We start from the raw sequence: 15332 nt of genomic DNA on the forward strand, positions 1-15332 counted from the left end.
CCAGGGTCGGGGCGGGCAGGGGCGGCTTCCGCTGGTGCAAGCCCGCCGCCCCGGCTTTAGAAGTGCAGCAACCGCCGAGGAGCCGCCGCCATGACCCAGGACCTGCCCATTGCCGTCCCGCTCGACGGCGCCTCCAACCTGCGGGACCTCGGCGGCTGGCAGGTGGCCGATGGCCGCCGGGTCCGTCACGGGCTGATCTATCGTTCCGCCACCCTCGCCCATCTGACCGAGCGTGACGTCTCCACCATCGCCGCACTCGGCCTCAGGACGGTCTGCGACCTGCGCGGCGTCGATGAGGCGGCCCATCGCCCCTCCCGCCTGCCCGATGGGGCGGAGCGCATTCCGCTGCCGATCGAGCCCACGGTCGGCGCCTCGCTCGCCGACCTGATGCGGCGGGAGCTTTCGACCGGCGAGGATGTGGTGGACCTGCTGCGCCGCGCCTATCTCGACTACGGCACCCGCTTCATCGGCGCCTATCGCAACCTGTTCGAGCTGCTGCTGCAGCCAGGGCGCCATGCCCTGTTGTTCCATTGCTCGGCGGGGAAGGACCGCACTGGCCTCGGGGCGGCGCTGATCCTCACCGCCCTTGGCGCGACCCGCGAGACGGTGCTGGAGGACTACCGGGCCACCGACCGGCTCTGGCGCCGCGACCTCGCCCTGCCGCCCGGCACGCCGAAGCCGCTGGCCGACGCGCTCTACGACACCCATCCGGTGCTGCTCGAGGCGGCGCTGGACGCCGCCATCGAGGCCCATGGCGGCGAGATGCCGCTGCTGCTGGAACGCGGCCTCGGCCTCGACGCCCGGCGCCTCGACCGCCTGCGCGACCTGCTCCTGGAATGATCAGGGCATGTAGCCGCCGCCATTCACGTGATAGACCTGCCCGGTGATCCAGCTCGCGCCGGGCGAGGCGAGGAAGACCGCCATGGCGGCGATATCCTCCGGCGTCCCGAGCCGGCCGAGCGGCAGCGCCGCCCCCATCGCCCGAACCTCGTCATCCGTGTTGCCGTAGCGCGGTTGCGCCGTATCGGTCAGTCCCGGCGCGATGGCATTCACCCGGATGCCATGCGGCGCCAGCGCCAGCGCCATGGAGCGCGTGATGCCGACGACACCGTTCTTGGTCGCGCTGTAATGGACGCCGACCGGCGTCCCCCGCACGGCAGAGGAGGCGAGGTTGATGATGCAGCCCCCGATTCCCGCCGCCACCATGCCCCGCGCCGCCGCCTGGGCGCAGAAGGCGCTGCCCTTCAGGTTGACGGCCAGCACCTGATCCCATTCGGCCTCCTCCATGGCGAGGAATTCGGCGCGCGGGAAGATGCCGGCATTGTTCACCAGCACCTCGACCGGCCCGAGCGCCGCGGCGGCGGCCTCGACGAGTGCGGCGCAGGCCCTGGCGCCCTGGCCGACATCGCCCTGCACCAGCGCGGCCTTGCACCCGGCTGCCTGCACGCCCTCTGCGACGGATTCGGCCGCAGCCCGGTCGTCGAGCCAGTTGACGGCGACATCATGCCCCGCCGCCGCCAGGGCCAGGGCGCAGGCCCGGCCGATTCCCTGCTGCGCGCCCGTCACCAAGGCCACCATCGCCGCCTCCATCCACCATGCTGCGGCGCAGTATGCGGGCGGCCTCAGCGGCTGGTAAGGGCGCGGTAGCGTTCCAGCATCTGCCCGCCATCATTCCCGGCGCGCGTCAGCCACTCCTGCGTCTGCTTCTCGCCGATCCCGCGGAGCTGCGCCTGCATCGCCGGCGAGGCCGCCGAAACCTGCACGCCATGGCTGCGGAGCTTCTCCACCATCTCCACCTCCGCCGCGCGGGAGAACTCGGCCCCGCGCATCTCGGCCCGCTTCGCCGCCTCCAGCACCGCCGCCCGCAGCGCCGGGTCGAGCGCCGCCAGCGCCCGGCTATTGGCGAAGATCGCGTTGCGCGGCCGCATCCCGCCGACATCGGTGAAATTCCGCGCGAAGTCCCAGGCGCTGGCGTCCACGCCCGTCTGTGCCGAGGTGAAGAGCACATTGACCACATTGGTGGCAAAGGCCTGGGGGATCTCCGGCACCTGCACCGTCACCGGCTGGGCGCCGAGCAACTCGGCGAAGCGGAAGGTGAGGTTGTTGAAGGCCCTGAGCCGCGTCCCCTTCAGCGCCTCGACCGATTGCAGGGGCTCCCGCGTATAGAAGCCCTGGCCGTTCCAGTTCACCGTGTAGAGCAGCGTCAGCCCCTGCCGCTCCAGCCGGGTGCGGATATAGGGCTCCGTCGCCCGGTGCAGCGCCCCTGCCGCCTCCACCGTGTCGGCGAGGAAGGGCACGCTGTCGACCTCGAAGAACGGGTCCTCGTTGCCATAGGCCGAGAGCAGGATCTCGCCGAGCTGCACCTGGCCGGTCTGCACGCCGCGCTTGATCTGCGGCATGGGCAGCAGCGTGCCGTTCGGATGCGCCTGGACCGTGAGCTTCCCGCCCGTCGCCTGCTCGATATCGGCCAGGAAGGCGCGGATGTTGCGGGTGTGGAAATTCGCCTCCGCATAGGGCGTCGCCATCACCCAGCGGGTCTGCGCCTGGGCCTGCGCCTGCAGGGCGACGACGCCCAGCGCCGCGCCGACCAGCGCGGTGAACAGACGATTCATGGATGTCTCCTCCGGTCGCCGCGTGCTTCGCGGTCGTGCAACGAAGCTTCGCCGGGGCCGTCCGGGCTGGCAAGGGGCCTGGACCGCGCCGCCACGGCGTGTAGCCTGCCGGGATGATCGCGCTGCCCGAGACTCCGAGCTTCCGCCTTGATGGCCGCCGTGCCCTCGTCACCGGCGCGGGGCGCGGCATCGGCCTGGCCGCCGCCGCGGCGCTGGCCGGGGCAGGGGCCTCCGTCACCCTCGCCGCCCGCAGCGCCGCGGAGATCGAGGCCGCCGCCGAGGCCATCCGCAGCGCCGGCGGCCAGGCCAGGGCGCTGGTGCTCGACATCGCCGATACCGCGGCGGTGGGGGCCGCCATCGCTGGCCTCCCGGCCTTCCACGCCTTCGTCAACAATGCCGGCACCGCGCGCCACGCGCCCTTCCTCGAGGTGACGGAGGCGGATTTCGACAGCGTCCTCGCCCTCAACCTCCGCGGCTGCTTCTTCGCCGCCCAGGCCGTCGCCCGCCGCATGGCCGCCGAGGGGGTACGCGGCTCCATCATCAACGTCTCGTCGCAGATGGGCCATGTCGGCGGGCCCAACCGCAGCGTCTACTGCGCCAGCAAATGGGCGATGGAGGGCTGGACCAAGGCGATGGCGATCGAGCTCGGCCCCCTCGGGATCCGCGCCAACACCATCGGCCCCACCTTCATCGAGACGCCGATGACCAGGCCCTTCTTCGAGCGCCCCGAATTCGCCGACTGGGTGCTCTCCAGGATCAAGCTCGGCCGCGTCGGCCAGGTGCAGGACCTGATGGGGGCGGTGGTCTTCCTCGCCTCCGACGCCTCCGCCCTGATGACCGGCTCGGCCATGCTCGTCGATGGCGGCTGGACCGCCGAATAGGAACGGATTCAATGGCACGCTGGCTCAAGCAAAGCATCTCCGCTGCCGACAAGGCCGATGCGGACACCAAGGTCCGCGGCATCGTCGAGGGCCTGCTGGCCGACATCGCGCAGCGCGGCGACGCCGCCGTGCGCGAATACTCGGTCAAGTTCGACGGCTGGGACCGTGCCGACTACCGGCTGACCGACGCCGAGATCAAGGAGTGCCTCGCCCAGCTCACCGGCCAGGACCTCGAGGATATCCGCTTCGCCCAGGCCCAGGTCCGCAACTTCGCCGAGCACCAGAAGGCCGCCCTCAAGGACATCGAGGTGGAGACGCTGCCCGGCGTCGTGCTCGGCCACAAGAACATCCCGGTGAACTCGGTCGGCTGCTACGTCCCGGGCGGGAAGTACCCGCTGCTCGCCTCCGCCCATATGTCGGTGGTGACGGCGAAAGTCGCCGGCGTCGCCCGCATCGTCACCTGCGCCCCGCCCTACAAGGGCCGGCCGGCGCCCGCCATCGTCGCGGCCCAGCACCTGGCCGGGGCCGATGTCATCTACTGCCTCGGCGGCGTGCAGGCGGTCGGCGCCATGGCGCTCGGGACGGAGAGCATCGCCGCGGTCGACATGCTGGTCGGCCCCGGCAATGCCTTCGTCGCCGAGGCCAAGCGCCAGCTCTTCGGCCGCGTCGGCATCGACCTCTTCGCCGGCCCGACCGAGACCCTCGTCATCGCCGACGAGACGGTGGATGCGGAGATGTGCGCCACCGACCTGCTCGGCCAGGCCGAGCACGGCCCCACCAGCCCCGCCATCCTGCTGACCGATTCCGAGAAGCTGGCCCGCGAGACCATGGCCGAGGTCGATCGCCTGCTGACCATCCTCCCCACCGCCGAGATCGCCCGCCAGTCCTGGCGCGACTACGGCGAGGTCATCGTCTGCGACAGCCTTGAGGAGATGGTGCGCGAGGCCGACCGCATCGCTTCCGAGCATGTCCAGGTGATGACCCGCGACGACGATTACTTCCTCGCCAACATGACCAATTACGGCGCCCTCTTCCTCGGCCCCCGCACCAATGTCTCCTATGGCGACAAGGTCATCGGCACCAACCACACCCTGCCGACGCAGCGGGCCGCGCGCTACACCGGCGGCCTCTGGGTCGGCAAGTTCCTCAAGACCGTCACCTATCAGCGCGTCCTCACCGACGAGGCCAGCGCCATGATCGGCGAGGCCTGCTCCCGCCTCTGCATGCTGGAAGGCTTCGCCGGCCATGCCGAGCAGGCGAATATCCGCGTGCGCCGCTATGGCGGCCGCAACATCCCCTACGCCACCGCCGCGGAGAAGCTGTGATGGGCTTCGACCTCCTCCTCCGCAACGCCCGCCTGCCGGACGGCACCGCGACGGATATCGGCATCGCCGCCGGCCGCATCGCGGCCCTCGCCCCCGGCCTCGACGGCGATGCGACGGAGGTGATCGACTGCGACGGACGCCTCGTCTCCCCCGGCTTCGTCGAGACGCATATCCATCTCGACAAGACCTGCACCATCGACCGCTGCGCCTGCGAGACCGCCCGCTTCCCGCATCACGCGATGGAACGCACCAGCGCCATCAAGCACACATTCACGGTGGAGGACGTCACCTCCCGCGCCCGCCGCACGCTGGAGAAGTGCATCAGCCACGGCACCACGCTGATGCGCACCCATGCCGAGGTGGACCCGAAGGTCGGCCTCCGCGGCTTCGAGGGCGTCAAGGCCCTGGTCGACGAGTATGGATGGGCCATCGACATCGAGATCTGCGTGATGCCGCAGGAGGGGTTGCTCAACAACCCCGGCACCGACGAGCTGATGGTGGCCGCCCTCCGCAACGGCGCCCGCGTCGTCGGCGCCGCGCCCTCCTACGACAGCGACCCGGCCGGCCAGATCCGCCGCGTCTTCGAGCTCGCCCGCGAATACGACGCGGATATCGACATGCATGTCGATAGCGGCTCCTCCGCCCCCCATCTCGACACGCGCCTGGTCTGCGAGCTGACCGAGCAGTACCGCTGGGGCGGCCGCGTCGCCTGCGGCCATCTGACGAAGCTCTCCGTCATGCCCCTGCCGGAGCTGGACGAGATGGCAAGGCGCATGGCCGATGCCGGCGTGGCGCTGACCGTCCTTCCCGCCACCGACCTCTATCTCGGCGGTCGCGACAAGGACCACCGGATCGAGCGCAGCGTGGCGGATGCCAACCGCCTGCACCGGCAGGGCGTCACCTGCTCCATCTCCTCGAACAACATCCTGAACGCCTTCACCCCGCTGGGCGACGGCCAGCTCATCCGCATGGCGAATCTCTACGCCAACGTCACCCAGCACGCGATGCCGGAGGATCTGCGCGAGACCTGGGCGATGTTCACCACGGAGTCGGCCAGGCTGATGCGCCGCCCTGATTACGGCATCGCGGTCGGCAACCCCGCCGACCTCACCCTGATCGACGCGCCCGACCCGGTCTCGGCGATCCGCGAGGTCGCGCCGACCCTCGCCGCCTTCAAGGCCGGCCGCCGCAGCTTCACCCGGCAGCCGGTGGTCCTCCACAAGCCGTAGCGAAGGAGGTCGGAGAAGCGCATGGCCACGCGCCGCATCGGCATCCCAGGCGGCGCGGGGCCTGCCACTCATCGAAGCCCGTCACGACAGCCACAATGCGCGGCGCCGGGTCAACCTGCCCGCCCTGGAGGAACAGCGCCTTGAACTCCGTCACCGACCGCCGCCAACGCTTCCGCAATGTCCTGGCCGGCCCCGTCTGCGTGCATCCCGGCTCGGTCTTCGACCCGATGTCAGCCCGCATCGCCGAGGAGATCGGCTTCGAGGTCGGCATGTATGCCGGCTCCACCGCCTCGCTCACCGTGCTCGGCGCACCGGACCTCATCGTCCTGACCCTCTCGGAATTTGCCGAGCAGGCCCGCCGCGTCTGTCGCGCCGTCCGCACCCTGCCGCTGCTGGTCGATGCCGACCATGGCTACGGCAACGCGCTGAACGCCATGCGCACGGTGGAGGAGCTGGAGAATGCCGGCGTCGCCGCCATGACGCTGGAGGATACCGTCCTCCCGCGCCCCCATGGCGATGGCCGCGTCACGCTCATCTCCCTGGAGGAGGGCCTCGGCAAGGTGAAGGCGGCACTCGCCGCCCGCGACGACCCCTCCTTCGTCATCGTCGCCCGCAGCGGCGTCGTCTCGGTGAATGGCATCGAGGATGCCGTCGCCCGCACCCGGGCCTATACCGACAGCGGCGCCGACGCCCTGTTCTATACCGGCATCAGGACCCGCGCCGAGCTCGACGCCGTCGCTGCGGTGGCCACCCGCCCCATCATCCTCGGCGGCATCGAGGGGACGGAGCTGAAGGACCGCGACTACCTCGCCTCCCGTGGCGTCCGCATCGCCCTGCAGGGCCACCAGCCGATCATGGCCGCGCAACAGGCCGTCTATGCCACGCTGAAGGCGCTCCGCGACGGCGTGCAGCCCGCAGACCTGCCCGGCCTGCCGGGCACCGAGCTGATGGGCCGCATCACCCGCGACGCGGACTACAAGCGCTGGACCAAAGACTACCTCGGAGGAAAGTAACCATGTCCAACACGGCGGAAAGCCCTTTCCAGACGCTGCATGAATTCGTCAAGGAGGCGAAGGGCCGCCTCAGCCCCGGCAATTGGGACTACCTGGTCGGCGCCACCGAGACCGAGACGACGATGATGCGCAACCGCGCCGCCATCGACAGCCTCGCCTTCCGCCCGCGCGTGCTGCGGGACGTCTCCAACATCGACTGCTCCGGCCGCTTCCTCGGCAAGCCCATTACCCTGCCGGTGATGCTCGCCCCGGTCGGCGGGCTCGAGAATTTCGACCCCGAGGGCGGCGCCCCCGCCGGCCGTGCCGCGGCCGAGTTCGGCGTGCCCATCATGGTCTCCTCCGTCTCCATGCCGGGGCTGGAGCCGATGGCGAAGGCCGGGCAGGGGCCCAAGGTCTTCCAGCTCTATGTCCGTGGCGACTGGGCCTGGATCGAGGAGGTGACGCAGCGCGCCATCGATGCCGGCTACGACGCCTTCTGCCTCACCGTCGACACCGCCATCTACAGCCGCCGAGAGCGCGACATCGCCAAGCGCTTCATCAAGCCCTGGCGGGCGCGCGCCACCGGCCAGCATTTCCAGGCCGCGCTGAACTGGGACGATGTGAAGCGCTGGAAAAGCCGCTTCCCCAACACCCCGCTCGCGCTGAAGGGCATCGCCACCGCCGAGGATGCGGTGCTGGCCGTGGAGCATGGCGTCGAGGTGGTCTATGTCTCGAACCATGGCGGCCGCCAGCTCGACCACGGCCGCGGGTCGCTCGCCGTGCTGCCCGAGGTGGTGAAGGCCGTGGACGGCAAGGCGAAGGTCTGGGTCGATGGCGGCTTCGTCCGCGGATCGGACATCGTGAAGGCCGTCATCCTCGGCGCCGAGCTGGTCGGCATGGGGCGGATGTACTGCTACGCCCTTGCCGCGGCCGGCGAGGCCGGCGTCACCCGCATGTTCCAGCTCCTGCAGGAGGAGGTGCATGAGGTACTTGGCCTGCTCGGCGTCACCCGCTTCGGCGAGCTCGATGGCAGCTATCTCCACCCGGTCGCGCCGGTGGTGCAGCCGCATGTCCACAGCGCCTTCCCGCTCACCAACCTCAGCGATCCCGGCTACCGCTAGAGCAAACTCCGATCAGGTGGGAACACCTGAGCGGAGTAATTTGCTCGCCAAACAAAAAGATAGAGCGGCTTCCGTGAGCCAGTGCGAACGGAAGCCGCGCTAGACGCCAGCCGCGTAGCCATCCCGCTGCGGGTCGGCGCCGCCCTCGGGCACGCCGTCCCACAGCGTGATGCCATGCACCCCGGCGAAGGCGTAGCTCTGGTAACTGCGCTTCGTCGCATGGCCCATGGCCTGCAGCGCCCGCTCCGTCGCGCGGGGGATGCGGTTGGAAAGGTCGATCGTCTCGCCCGTGGCCGAGAAGCGCGGCGCCATCACCGCCTCCTGCATCCCCATCCCCCAATCGAGCAGGTTCAGCAGCACCTGCGCGACGGCGACGGTGATCCAGGCCCCGCCCGGCGCCCCGAGCGTCGCGACCGCCTGCCCATCCTGCAGCACGATGGTCGGCGTCATCGAGGAGTAGCGCCGCTTGCCCGGCGCGATGGAGCCTGCGCGGCCCGGCCGCGGGTCCATCCAGTTCATCGCCCCGTTCAGCATGAAGCCAGTCCCCGGCACGATGACACCGGAGGGCACCGCCAGCGTATGCGTCATGGAGACGACCATGCCCTCCGCATCGGTGCAGGAGACATGGGTGGTGTTCGGCGCGTCGCTGACGGCGCGCACCAAGCTCGCCCGCTCCCCCCGCCGGATGCGCGCTGCGCACTCATCGGCATAGGCGTCCGAGAGCAGCCACTCCACCGGCACCGGGCGGAAGGCCGGGTCGCCTACATGCGCCTCCTTGTCGATGCCGGCGATGCGCATCGCCTCGGCGACCAGCGCGATGTAATCTGGCGTGTTGTGCCCGAGTGCCGTGAGGTCGAAGCGCTCGAGGATGCGCAGCATCTCGCCCACCACGACGCCCCCGGCCGGCGGCTCCGGCAGGGCAAGCTGGAAGCCGCGATAGGGCACCATCAGCGGCGCGCTCTCCGCCGCCCGAAAGGCAGCGAGATCCGCGAGGCTCAGCAGCCCGCCCGAGGCTTCCATCGCCGCCGCGATCCGCCGCGCCAGCGCGCCGTGGTAGAAGTCCTCCGCGCCCTCCCGCGCCAGCCCGCGCAGCGTATCGGCCAGGGCCGGGTTCCGCACCGTCTCGCCCAGCCGCTTCGGCGTGCCATCGGGGCGCAGGTAGAGCGCCCGGCCTTCCCCGGTATGGCCGAGCTTCTCGACATAGCTCAGCCGCCCATAGGGCCGTTCGTCGAGGGTGAACATGGCATGCACATGCGGGCGGATGATCCAGCCCTCCTCGGCGAAGCCGATGGCCGCCTCGAACAGGCTCGCCCAGGGCCGCCGCCCCAGCCGGGCATGCGCATCGGCGAAGACGCGGAGCGCGCCGGGCACGGTCACCGCCAGTGGCCCGCACTCATTGGCATAGCCCTTCACCCGGTAGCCGAAGCCGTCCGGGCACTCGCCGAGGAAATCCGCCGCCCACATATCCTCGCGCGCGGCACCGGGGCAGGTGCCGAGCCCGTTCAGCACCCGATGCGTCCCGCTTGCGGGGTCGAGGATCTGCAGCGTGGCGATGCCGCCGATGCCGCACATCATCGGGTCGACCACGCCCTGGGTCAGCGCGCAGGCCAGCGCCGCATCCAGCGCATTGCCGCCTGCGGCGAGCATGGCGGCGCCGGCCTCCACCGCTTCGGGCTGCGGCGCGACGACCATGGCGCGCGGAGAGGGGAGGCGGCGGGGAGGGCGGCTCATCCCGGTCATGGCCGGTCCTCCTGCCGCGTCGCCGCAACACCGGCATCATCGAATGCCTGGATGGCCATGCTGCGCCTCCCCCATTCCGGGCCGGCCGCCCGCCTCAGGCGGGCGCGTCGAGCAGCAGGTCCAGCGCCATGTCGCCGAAGACGGGGATGCCGAACCAGCCTGCTTCCGCTGCGGACCAGGCCTCCTGGCGAAAATAGTATTCGCGCTCCGCCGCCGTGTCGAACTGGTAGCGGATGCGCGACCAGGCACCGAAGGCGCCGGCATCGCCGCTGAAGCGCAGAGCCTGCGGCACCCGCTCCGCCTCGGCGATGGCGGCCTGCGGCAGCCGCAGCCTGAGGCTCCAGGCCCGGCCCGGCCGCAGCGGGGCGAGATAGAGGAAGCCCGCCGGCCCCGACGCCTCGCCGCCAAGGCTGCGGCCGCGCAGGCTGAGCCGCGTCGCCGCCCCCTCCTGCGCCAGCTCCAGGGTGAGGTCGAGCGCCTGCGCGCCGTGCTCCATCTTGAGGAAGGCGGCCCCGTCCGGCACCCCCTCGAGGGCGATCCGCTGGCCTTCCGCCCGCAGCCCCTCGGCCGAGAACCGCGCCAGCACCCCCTCCGCCGCCCAGCCAGGCACGGCGCAGTAGGGGGCGAAGCCCTGCCGTTGCCGCACCGCGTCGGCTAGGCGCTCCAGCACGCCGCGCTGGATGAAGAGCCGGTCCGCATCGCCTGCCGCCACCGCCTCGGCCAGCTCGCCGAGCGCCAGCCGGCTCCAGGGCTGAAGCACCGCTGCGGTCTCGACCGCCGCCGGGCTCCGCTCGAACCATTTCAGCGCGCAGATATGCGGGGGGAAGCGCTCCGCCATGCCGAGCACATCCGCCGGACCGACATTGCCGTTCATCGACTGCGCAGGCCCCAGCCGGTCCCAGAAGACATGGCAGATCCAGGTGAAATGACCGGAGCCGAAATGCGTGAAGCAGATGCCAGGCAGGATTTCCTCGAGGGGAAGGGGCAACTCCGGCCGCATCGCCGCGCCGAAGCGGGCGACGTCATCGGTCCGCGCCGCGAGTTCCTCCCAGTCCTCCCGCGTAGCGAAGAGGCCTTCGATCTGCTGGCCGATGCAGCGGGTGATGCCCCAGTCGCGCCGTAGCGCCGCCAGCAGCTCCGGCGTCTGCCGCATCTTGGCCCAATGCCAGAATTCCGGCAGGGCCTCGATATCGAAGGGCGCCTCATGCCGGCTCTCCGCCAGCGAGGCGAGGGTCGCAGCCAGGTCGAAGCGGCGCACCAGCAGGCTGTTCGAGGCCAGGGTGCAGAAATGGCCGAACACGCCCAGCCTCTCCCGGGCGAAGGCGAAGCACTCGAGATGCCCGCCCAGCAGCGTGTGCCCGAAGGGATGGCGTTGCACCTTGCCGTTGATGAGGAAGACGCGGCTGCTGATCCCGTGCATCGCGGGATCGACCACGCGGCCCATCGGCAGGTTCAGCACCAGCACCGCCTCCGGCCCGGTCTGCGCCAGGAATCCCTCGATGCAGGGCCGCAGGAAGGCATCCGACTCATTGTAGAGCTGAGAGAAGACGACCCGTCCGGCCGGTTGCGTGTCCATCCTCGGTGCCTGCCCGTTCCGCCTGCCGGGGCGGCCCGCTGCCGTCACCCGCCCGCCTCTCTACCAGAAAGCCCACCCTGCCTCACCTAGCGCCGAGGATTGTCCCAACTTCGTATACAACTCGAGTCTCGGCCCCAGGAAAAAGACATTAGTATTCGCTGCGAAATACCGAAATAAGCGGCAAGTACATGAAATTCACGACTGCCGGAAATTCCAAATATTCCCTCGGATTCCTGGGTCTTATTGTCATCCTCACGGCGCCCTTGGAGAAAGGTGCCAATATCATGTGCAGCAACATCTCCGCTCGCCTCGCCATCCTCCTGCTGGGCCTCCTGCCCGGCGACCTGATGGCGGCGGACGAGGCCCGCCCCCTGCCTCCGCCCCGGCCCGTCGCCGCCCCGCTATCCGGCGAGGCGCCCGATATCGGCCTGCCGCATCCACGCCTGGTGGAGTGCCGCCCACGCTACGCCCCGCAGCCCGTCCCGGTCGGCCCGGCCAGCTCCGATCCGGAACAGGCCAGCTACGGCCTCCTCCTCATCGGGATGGATTGCGCCGACACGGCATGACGGTGCGCGACTTCCTGCTGGCCTATCTGGCGATCCTGGTGACGCCGGGGCCCAACCTGCTGGTCGTCGCCGGTGTCGCCGCGCTGCGAGGCCTGCGGGGGGCGCTGCCGCTCTGCCTCGGCATCGCCCTTGGCGCCGGCACGCTGAATGCGGCGATGGGCGCCACGCTCGGCGCCGCGCCCCTGACGCCGGACTGGAGCCTGGCCGGCCGATTGCTCAGCGCGGCCATGCTGCTCTGGGTCGCCTTCTCGATCGCCCGTGCGCAACCACCCGACGCGGTGCGGGCTGCGCACCGGGCGCAGGGTGCCGAATTCGGTGCCGGCTTCTGTACCGCGGTGACGAACCCCATCACCGCCGCCTTCTTCGCCGCGCAATTCCTCGGCCCGCTGAGCCAGGGCGGCGACCTTCGCCTGCTGGCGCCATTGGCGGTGGCAGCGACGGCGCTCGCGGTGTCACTCGGCTGTGCCGCCCTGCTGGCGCAGCCGGCCTGCCAGCGGGCGGCGCTTGCCTGGCACCGCCCCATCCGCCTGATTGCCGCCATCACCCTGGTGCTGATGGCGACCTCGATCCTCGTCTCCTCCTTCGCCTAAGCCAGCGCCTTCGACGCCTTCTCGAAGGTGCCCTTGCTGAGCTTCGGCACCGCCAGCACCCGCTCCAGCTCCCGCCGCATCAGTGCCGCCCGCCCCGGTGCCTGGCGCCGCCACTGGCCGAGCGGCCCCACCAGCCGCGCCGCGATCGAGCCGTTGATCGGGTCGAGCGCGATGACGGCATCGGCGAGGAAGCGGTAGCCCTCGCCATCCTCCGCATGGAAATGCAGCGGGTTGCCGCTGGCGAAGGCGCCGATGAGCGAGCGGGCCCGGTTCGGGTTGCGCAGGTCGAAATCCGGATGGGCATAGAGCGTGCGGATCGCGGCCGGCGTATCCGCCCGCGACGACATGGCCTGGATGGAGAACCACTTGTCCAGCACCAGGTCGTCGCCGCGCCAGCGCGCGTGGAAATCGGCGAGCGGCCCCTCCCGCGCCGGCCCCTCCGCATCCGCCAGCAGCGAGAGTGCCGCCAGCCGGTCCGTCATGTTCCCCGCCGCCGCGTATTGCGCCTCGGCCAGCCCGGTCTCGCCCGCCGCCACCAGATAGGCGAGGCAGGCATTGCGCAGCGCGCGGCGCCCGATGCTCCGGCCATCGACGCGGTACTCGCCCGCCTCGGCCAGGGCGTCATAGGTCGCCCGCAGCACATCGCCGCAGCGCCGCCCGATCTCGCGGCGCAGGCCCTCGCGCACCGCATGCACGGCGGCCGGGTCGGCCACCTCCATCTGGTCGGCGACGAAGCCCTCGCCGGGCAGCGAGAGCGCCTCGGCGGCGAAGGCCGGGTCCGCCTCCGCCCCGCGCAGCGTGTTGCGCACCGCCTCCTCCAGCGCGGGGTCGAAGCCGGGCGCCTCGCCACGCTGCCGCGCCGCCACCATCTGCAGCATCAGCGCCGTCGCGTATTGCAGCCCGCTCTCCCAGCGGACGAAGGGGTCGGTGTCATGCACGGCGAGGAAGCGCAGCCGGTCCTGCGACACGCCCTTCAGCTTCACCGGCGCCGAGAAGCCGCGCAGCAGGGAGGGCACGGGCGGCGCCGCGACATCCTCGAAGGTGAAGCTCTGCTCGGCGGCCTCCAGCATCAGCAGCCGCGTGCCCGGCTTCGCCTCGTTCTCGCCCGCGAGCCGCGTCGGCAGCTCCGCACCTCCGGCATCGAGCAGCCCCATGGCAACGGGGATGGCCACCGGGTGCTTGTCCGGCTGTCCCGGCGTCGGCGGCACCGCCTGCCGCAGCGTCAGCACCCAGCGCCGCGCCTCCGGCTCGTAGCGGTCCTCCATGGTGAGCTCGGGCGTCCCCGCCTGATCGTACCAGCCCATGAAGCCACTGAGATCGACGCCCGAGGCCTCCTGCATCGCCGCGACGAAATCCTCGATCGTCACCGCCCGGTTGTCGCAGCGGGCGATGTAGAGATCCATGCCCCGCCGGAAGGCGGCCGCGCCGATCCGCGTATGGATCAGCCGCACCACCTCGGCGCCTTTCTGATAGACGGTCGGTGTGTAGAAGTTGTCGATCTCGATATAGCTGTCGGGCCGCACGGGATGCGCCATCGGCCCGGCGTCCTCGGGGAATTGCGCCGCGCGCAGCCCGCGCACGTCGCGGATGCGCTTCACCGCGCGGCTGCCCTGGTCGGCCGAGAATTCCTGGTCGCGGAAGACCGTCAGCCCCTCCTTCAGCGAGAGCTGGAACCAGTCGCGGCAGGTGACGCGATTGCCCGTCCAGTTGTGGAAATACTCATGGGCGATGACGGTCTCGATGCCCTGGTAGTCGCCATCCGTCGCCGTCTCCGGCTTCGCCAGCACGTATTTCGTGTTGAAGACGTTGAGCCCCTTGTTCTCCATCGCCCCCATGTTGAAGTCGGAGACGGCGGCGATGTTGAAGACGTCGAGATCGTATTCGAGGCCGAAGACCTCCTCGTCCCACCTCATCGAGCGGATCAGGCTGTCCATCGCATGGCCGCAGCGGTCCTCGTCGCCACGGCGCACCCAGATGTTCAGCGCCACCTGCCGCCCGGACTTCGTGACGAAACTCTCATGCACATCGACCAGGTCGCCCGCGACGAGGGCGAAGAGGTAGCTCGGCTTCGGGTGCGGGTCGATCCAGCGCACCCAATGCGTTCCGTCCTCGTTGCCGCCCGATCCGTCCGGGTTGCCGTTCGACAGCATCACCGGGCAGCGCGCCCGGTCGGCGGTGATGGTGACGGTGTAGCGCGACATCACATCCGGCCGGTCGGGGAAGAAGGTGATGCGGCGGAAGCCCTCCGCCTCGCATTGCGTGTAGAAATTGCCGCCCGAGGTGTAGAGGCCGGACAGCTCGGTGTTCTTCTCCGGCGCGATCCGCACCAGCGTCTCCAGCATCCCCGAGTCAGGCGCGTCCGCCACGGTCAGCGACCCGTCGGCGCCGAGGCCGAGCCGCGCTTCCGGCAGCACCGCCCCGTCGATCCGCGCCTCCAGCAGCGCCAGCCCCTGGCCATCGAGCCGCATCGGCCCCGGCCCGTTGCGCCGGAAAGCCAGCCGCGCCCGCACCAGCGTCGCCGCCGGGTCCAGCCGGAAATCGAGCTCCACCGTGTCGATCAGGAAGGCGGGCGGACGGTAATCGGCCCGGTAGGTGGTTTGCGGGGCACTATCCTGCATGGCGTCGATCCGATCGGTCTGAGCCTGGGGCGTGAGACAAGGGGCAAAACAGAAGGTCACGGCCTGAGCAACCGGCCATCGG

At 70.5% G+C, this 15332-nt stretch carries 13 protein-coding genes; 8 read left to right on the forward strand and 5 right to left on the reverse strand.

Going from position 1 to position 15332, the window contains the following annotated elements; translation table 11 throughout:
- Positions 1-90: 90 nt before the first annotated feature.
- On the forward strand, positions 91-840 hold the full coding sequence (locus BLR02_RS03975; protein ID WP_090562791.1) for a tyrosine-protein phosphatase: 750 nt from the start codon (positions 91-93) through the stop codon (positions 838-840).
- Here BLR02_RS03975 and BLR02_RS03980 read toward each other — a convergent pair whose 3' ends face one another.
- Together BLR02_RS03980 and BLR02_RS03985 are read right to left on the reverse strand one after the other, a co-directional pair.
- Positions 841-1578, reverse strand: a complete 738-nt coding sequence (locus BLR02_RS03980) for an SDR family NAD(P)-dependent oxidoreductase (RefSeq protein ID WP_090661546.1) — start codon at positions 1576-1578, stop codon at positions 841-843.
- Positions 1579-1622: 44 nt separating this feature from the next.
- Positions 1623-2612, reverse strand: coding sequence for a TRAP transporter substrate-binding protein (locus tag BLR02_RS03985; RefSeq protein ID WP_090660649.1), 990 nt, complete (start codon positions 2610-2612; stop codon positions 1623-1625).
- A 113-nt stretch (positions 2613-2725) separates the two neighbouring features.
- On the opposite strand from BLR02_RS03985, the gene BLR02_RS03990 reads away from it, so the two are divergent.
- From BLR02_RS03990 to BLR02_RS04010, 5 genes are all read left to right on the forward strand, one after another.
- On the forward strand, positions 2726-3493 hold the full coding sequence (locus BLR02_RS03990; protein ID WP_090562785.1) for an SDR family NAD(P)-dependent oxidoreductase: 768 nt from the start codon (positions 2726-2728) through the stop codon (positions 3491-3493).
- A gap of 11 nt (positions 3494-3504) precedes the next feature.
- Positions 3505-4818 (forward strand): histidinol dehydrogenase, encoded by a 1314-nt coding sequence (hisD, locus tag BLR02_RS03995; RefSeq protein WP_090660653.1) that lies wholly within the window; start codon positions 3505-3507, stop codon positions 4816-4818.
- Complete coding sequence (locus BLR02_RS04000; RefSeq protein WP_090660656.1) at positions 4818-6047, forward strand: amidohydrolase family protein; 1230 nt, start codon at positions 4818-4820, stop codon at positions 6045-6047. Before hisD ends, BLR02_RS04000 begins: the two co-directional genes overlap by 1 nt.
- A gap of 140 nt (positions 6048-6187) precedes the next feature.
- Positions 6188-7060, forward strand: coding sequence for an isocitrate lyase/PEP mutase family protein (locus BLR02_RS04005; RefSeq protein ID WP_218127857.1), 873 nt, complete (start codon positions 6188-6190; stop codon positions 7058-7060).
- A 2-nt stretch (positions 7061-7062) separates the two neighbouring features.
- Complete coding sequence (locus BLR02_RS04010) at positions 7063-8160, forward strand: alpha-hydroxy acid oxidase (RefSeq protein ID WP_090562770.1); 1098 nt, start codon at positions 7063-7065, stop codon at positions 8158-8160.
- Positions 8161-8259: 99 nt separating this feature from the next.
- On the opposite strand, the gene BLR02_RS04015 is transcribed toward BLR02_RS04010, so the two are convergent.
- Both BLR02_RS04015 and BLR02_RS04020 read right to left on the reverse strand, forming a co-directional pair.
- Positions 8260-9900 carry a gamma-glutamyltransferase family protein gene (locus BLR02_RS04015; protein ID WP_245704600.1) on the reverse strand — a complete coding sequence of 547 codons (1641 nt, stop codon included), beginning with the start codon at positions 9898-9900 and terminating at the stop codon, positions 8260-8262.
- A 94-nt stretch (positions 9901-9994) separates the two neighbouring features.
- A complete protein-coding gene (locus tag BLR02_RS04020) occupies positions 9995-11476 on the reverse strand; it encodes a hypothetical protein (protein WP_090660664.1) in 1482 nt (493 codons plus the stop codon).
- A 284-nt stretch (positions 11477-11760) separates the two neighbouring features.
- On the opposite strand from BLR02_RS04020, the gene BLR02_RS04025 reads away from it, so the two are divergent.
- Positions 11761-12042 (forward strand): hypothetical protein, encoded by a 282-nt coding sequence (locus tag BLR02_RS04025; RefSeq protein WP_090660667.1) that lies wholly within the window; start codon positions 11761-11763, stop codon positions 12040-12042.
- Entirely contained in the window at positions 12039-12632 is a 594-nt protein-coding gene (locus BLR02_RS04030; RefSeq protein WP_090660670.1) for a LysE family translocator, read from the forward strand. The genes BLR02_RS04025 and BLR02_RS04030 overlap by 4 nt, the downstream gene beginning before the upstream one ends.
- Here BLR02_RS04030 and pepN read toward each other — a convergent pair.
- Positions 12629-15250, reverse strand: coding sequence for an aminopeptidase N (gene pepN, locus BLR02_RS04035; RefSeq protein ID WP_090660673.1), 2622 nt, complete (start codon positions 15248-15250; stop codon positions 12629-12631). The genes BLR02_RS04030 and pepN overlap by 4 nt on opposite strands.
- Between the last annotated feature and the right edge of the window lie 82 nt (positions 15251-15332).

It is taken from the genome of Belnapia rosea, from assembly GCF_900101615.1.
GTDB lineage: Bacteria > Pseudomonadota > Alphaproteobacteria > Acetobacterales > Acetobacteraceae > Belnapia > Belnapia rosea.

Bases quoted from the DNA above. Each gene is read 5' to 3' on its own strand.
- BLR02_RS03975 (WP_090562791.1), top strand. From the start codon at position 91: ATGACCCAGGACCTGCCCATTGCCGTCCCGCTCGACGGCGCCTCCAAC.
- BLR02_RS03980 (WP_090661546.1), bottom strand. From the start codon at position 1,578: ATGGTGGCCTTGGTGACGGGCGCGCAGCAGGGAATCGGCCGGGCCTGC.
- BLR02_RS03985 (WP_090660649.1), bottom strand. From the start codon at position 2,612: ATGAATCGTCTGTTCACCGCGCTGGTCGGCGCGGCGCTGGGCGTCGTC.
- BLR02_RS03990 (WP_090562785.1), top strand. From the start codon at position 2,726: ATGATCGCGCTGCCCGAGACTCCGAGCTTCCGCCTTGATGGCCGCCGT.
- hisD (WP_090660653.1), top strand. From the start codon at position 3,505: ATGGCACGCTGGCTCAAGCAAAGCATCTCCGCTGCCGACAAGGCCGAT.
- BLR02_RS04000 (WP_090660656.1), top strand. From the start codon at position 4,818: ATGGGCTTCGACCTCCTCCTCCGCAACGCCCGCCTGCCGGACGGCACC.
- BLR02_RS04010 (WP_090562770.1), top strand. From the start codon at position 7,063: ATGTCCAACACGGCGGAAAGCCCTTTCCAGACGCTGCATGAATTCGTC.
- BLR02_RS04015 (WP_245704600.1), bottom strand. From the start codon at position 9,900: ATGACCGGGATGAGCCGCCCTCCCCGCCGCCTCCCCTCTCCGCGCGCC.
- BLR02_RS04020 (WP_090660664.1), bottom strand. From the start codon at position 11,476: ATGGACACGCAACCGGCCGGACGGGTCGTCTTCTCTCAGCTCTACAAT.
- BLR02_RS04025 (WP_090660667.1), top strand. From the start codon at position 11,761: ATGTGCAGCAACATCTCCGCTCGCCTCGCCATCCTCCTGCTGGGCCTC.
- BLR02_RS04030 (WP_090660670.1), top strand. From the start codon at position 12,039: ATGACGGTGCGCGACTTCCTGCTGGCCTATCTGGCGATCCTGGTGACG.
- pepN (WP_090660673.1), bottom strand. From the start codon at position 15,250: ATGCAGGATAGTGCCCCGCAAACCACCTACCGGGCCGATTACCGTCCG.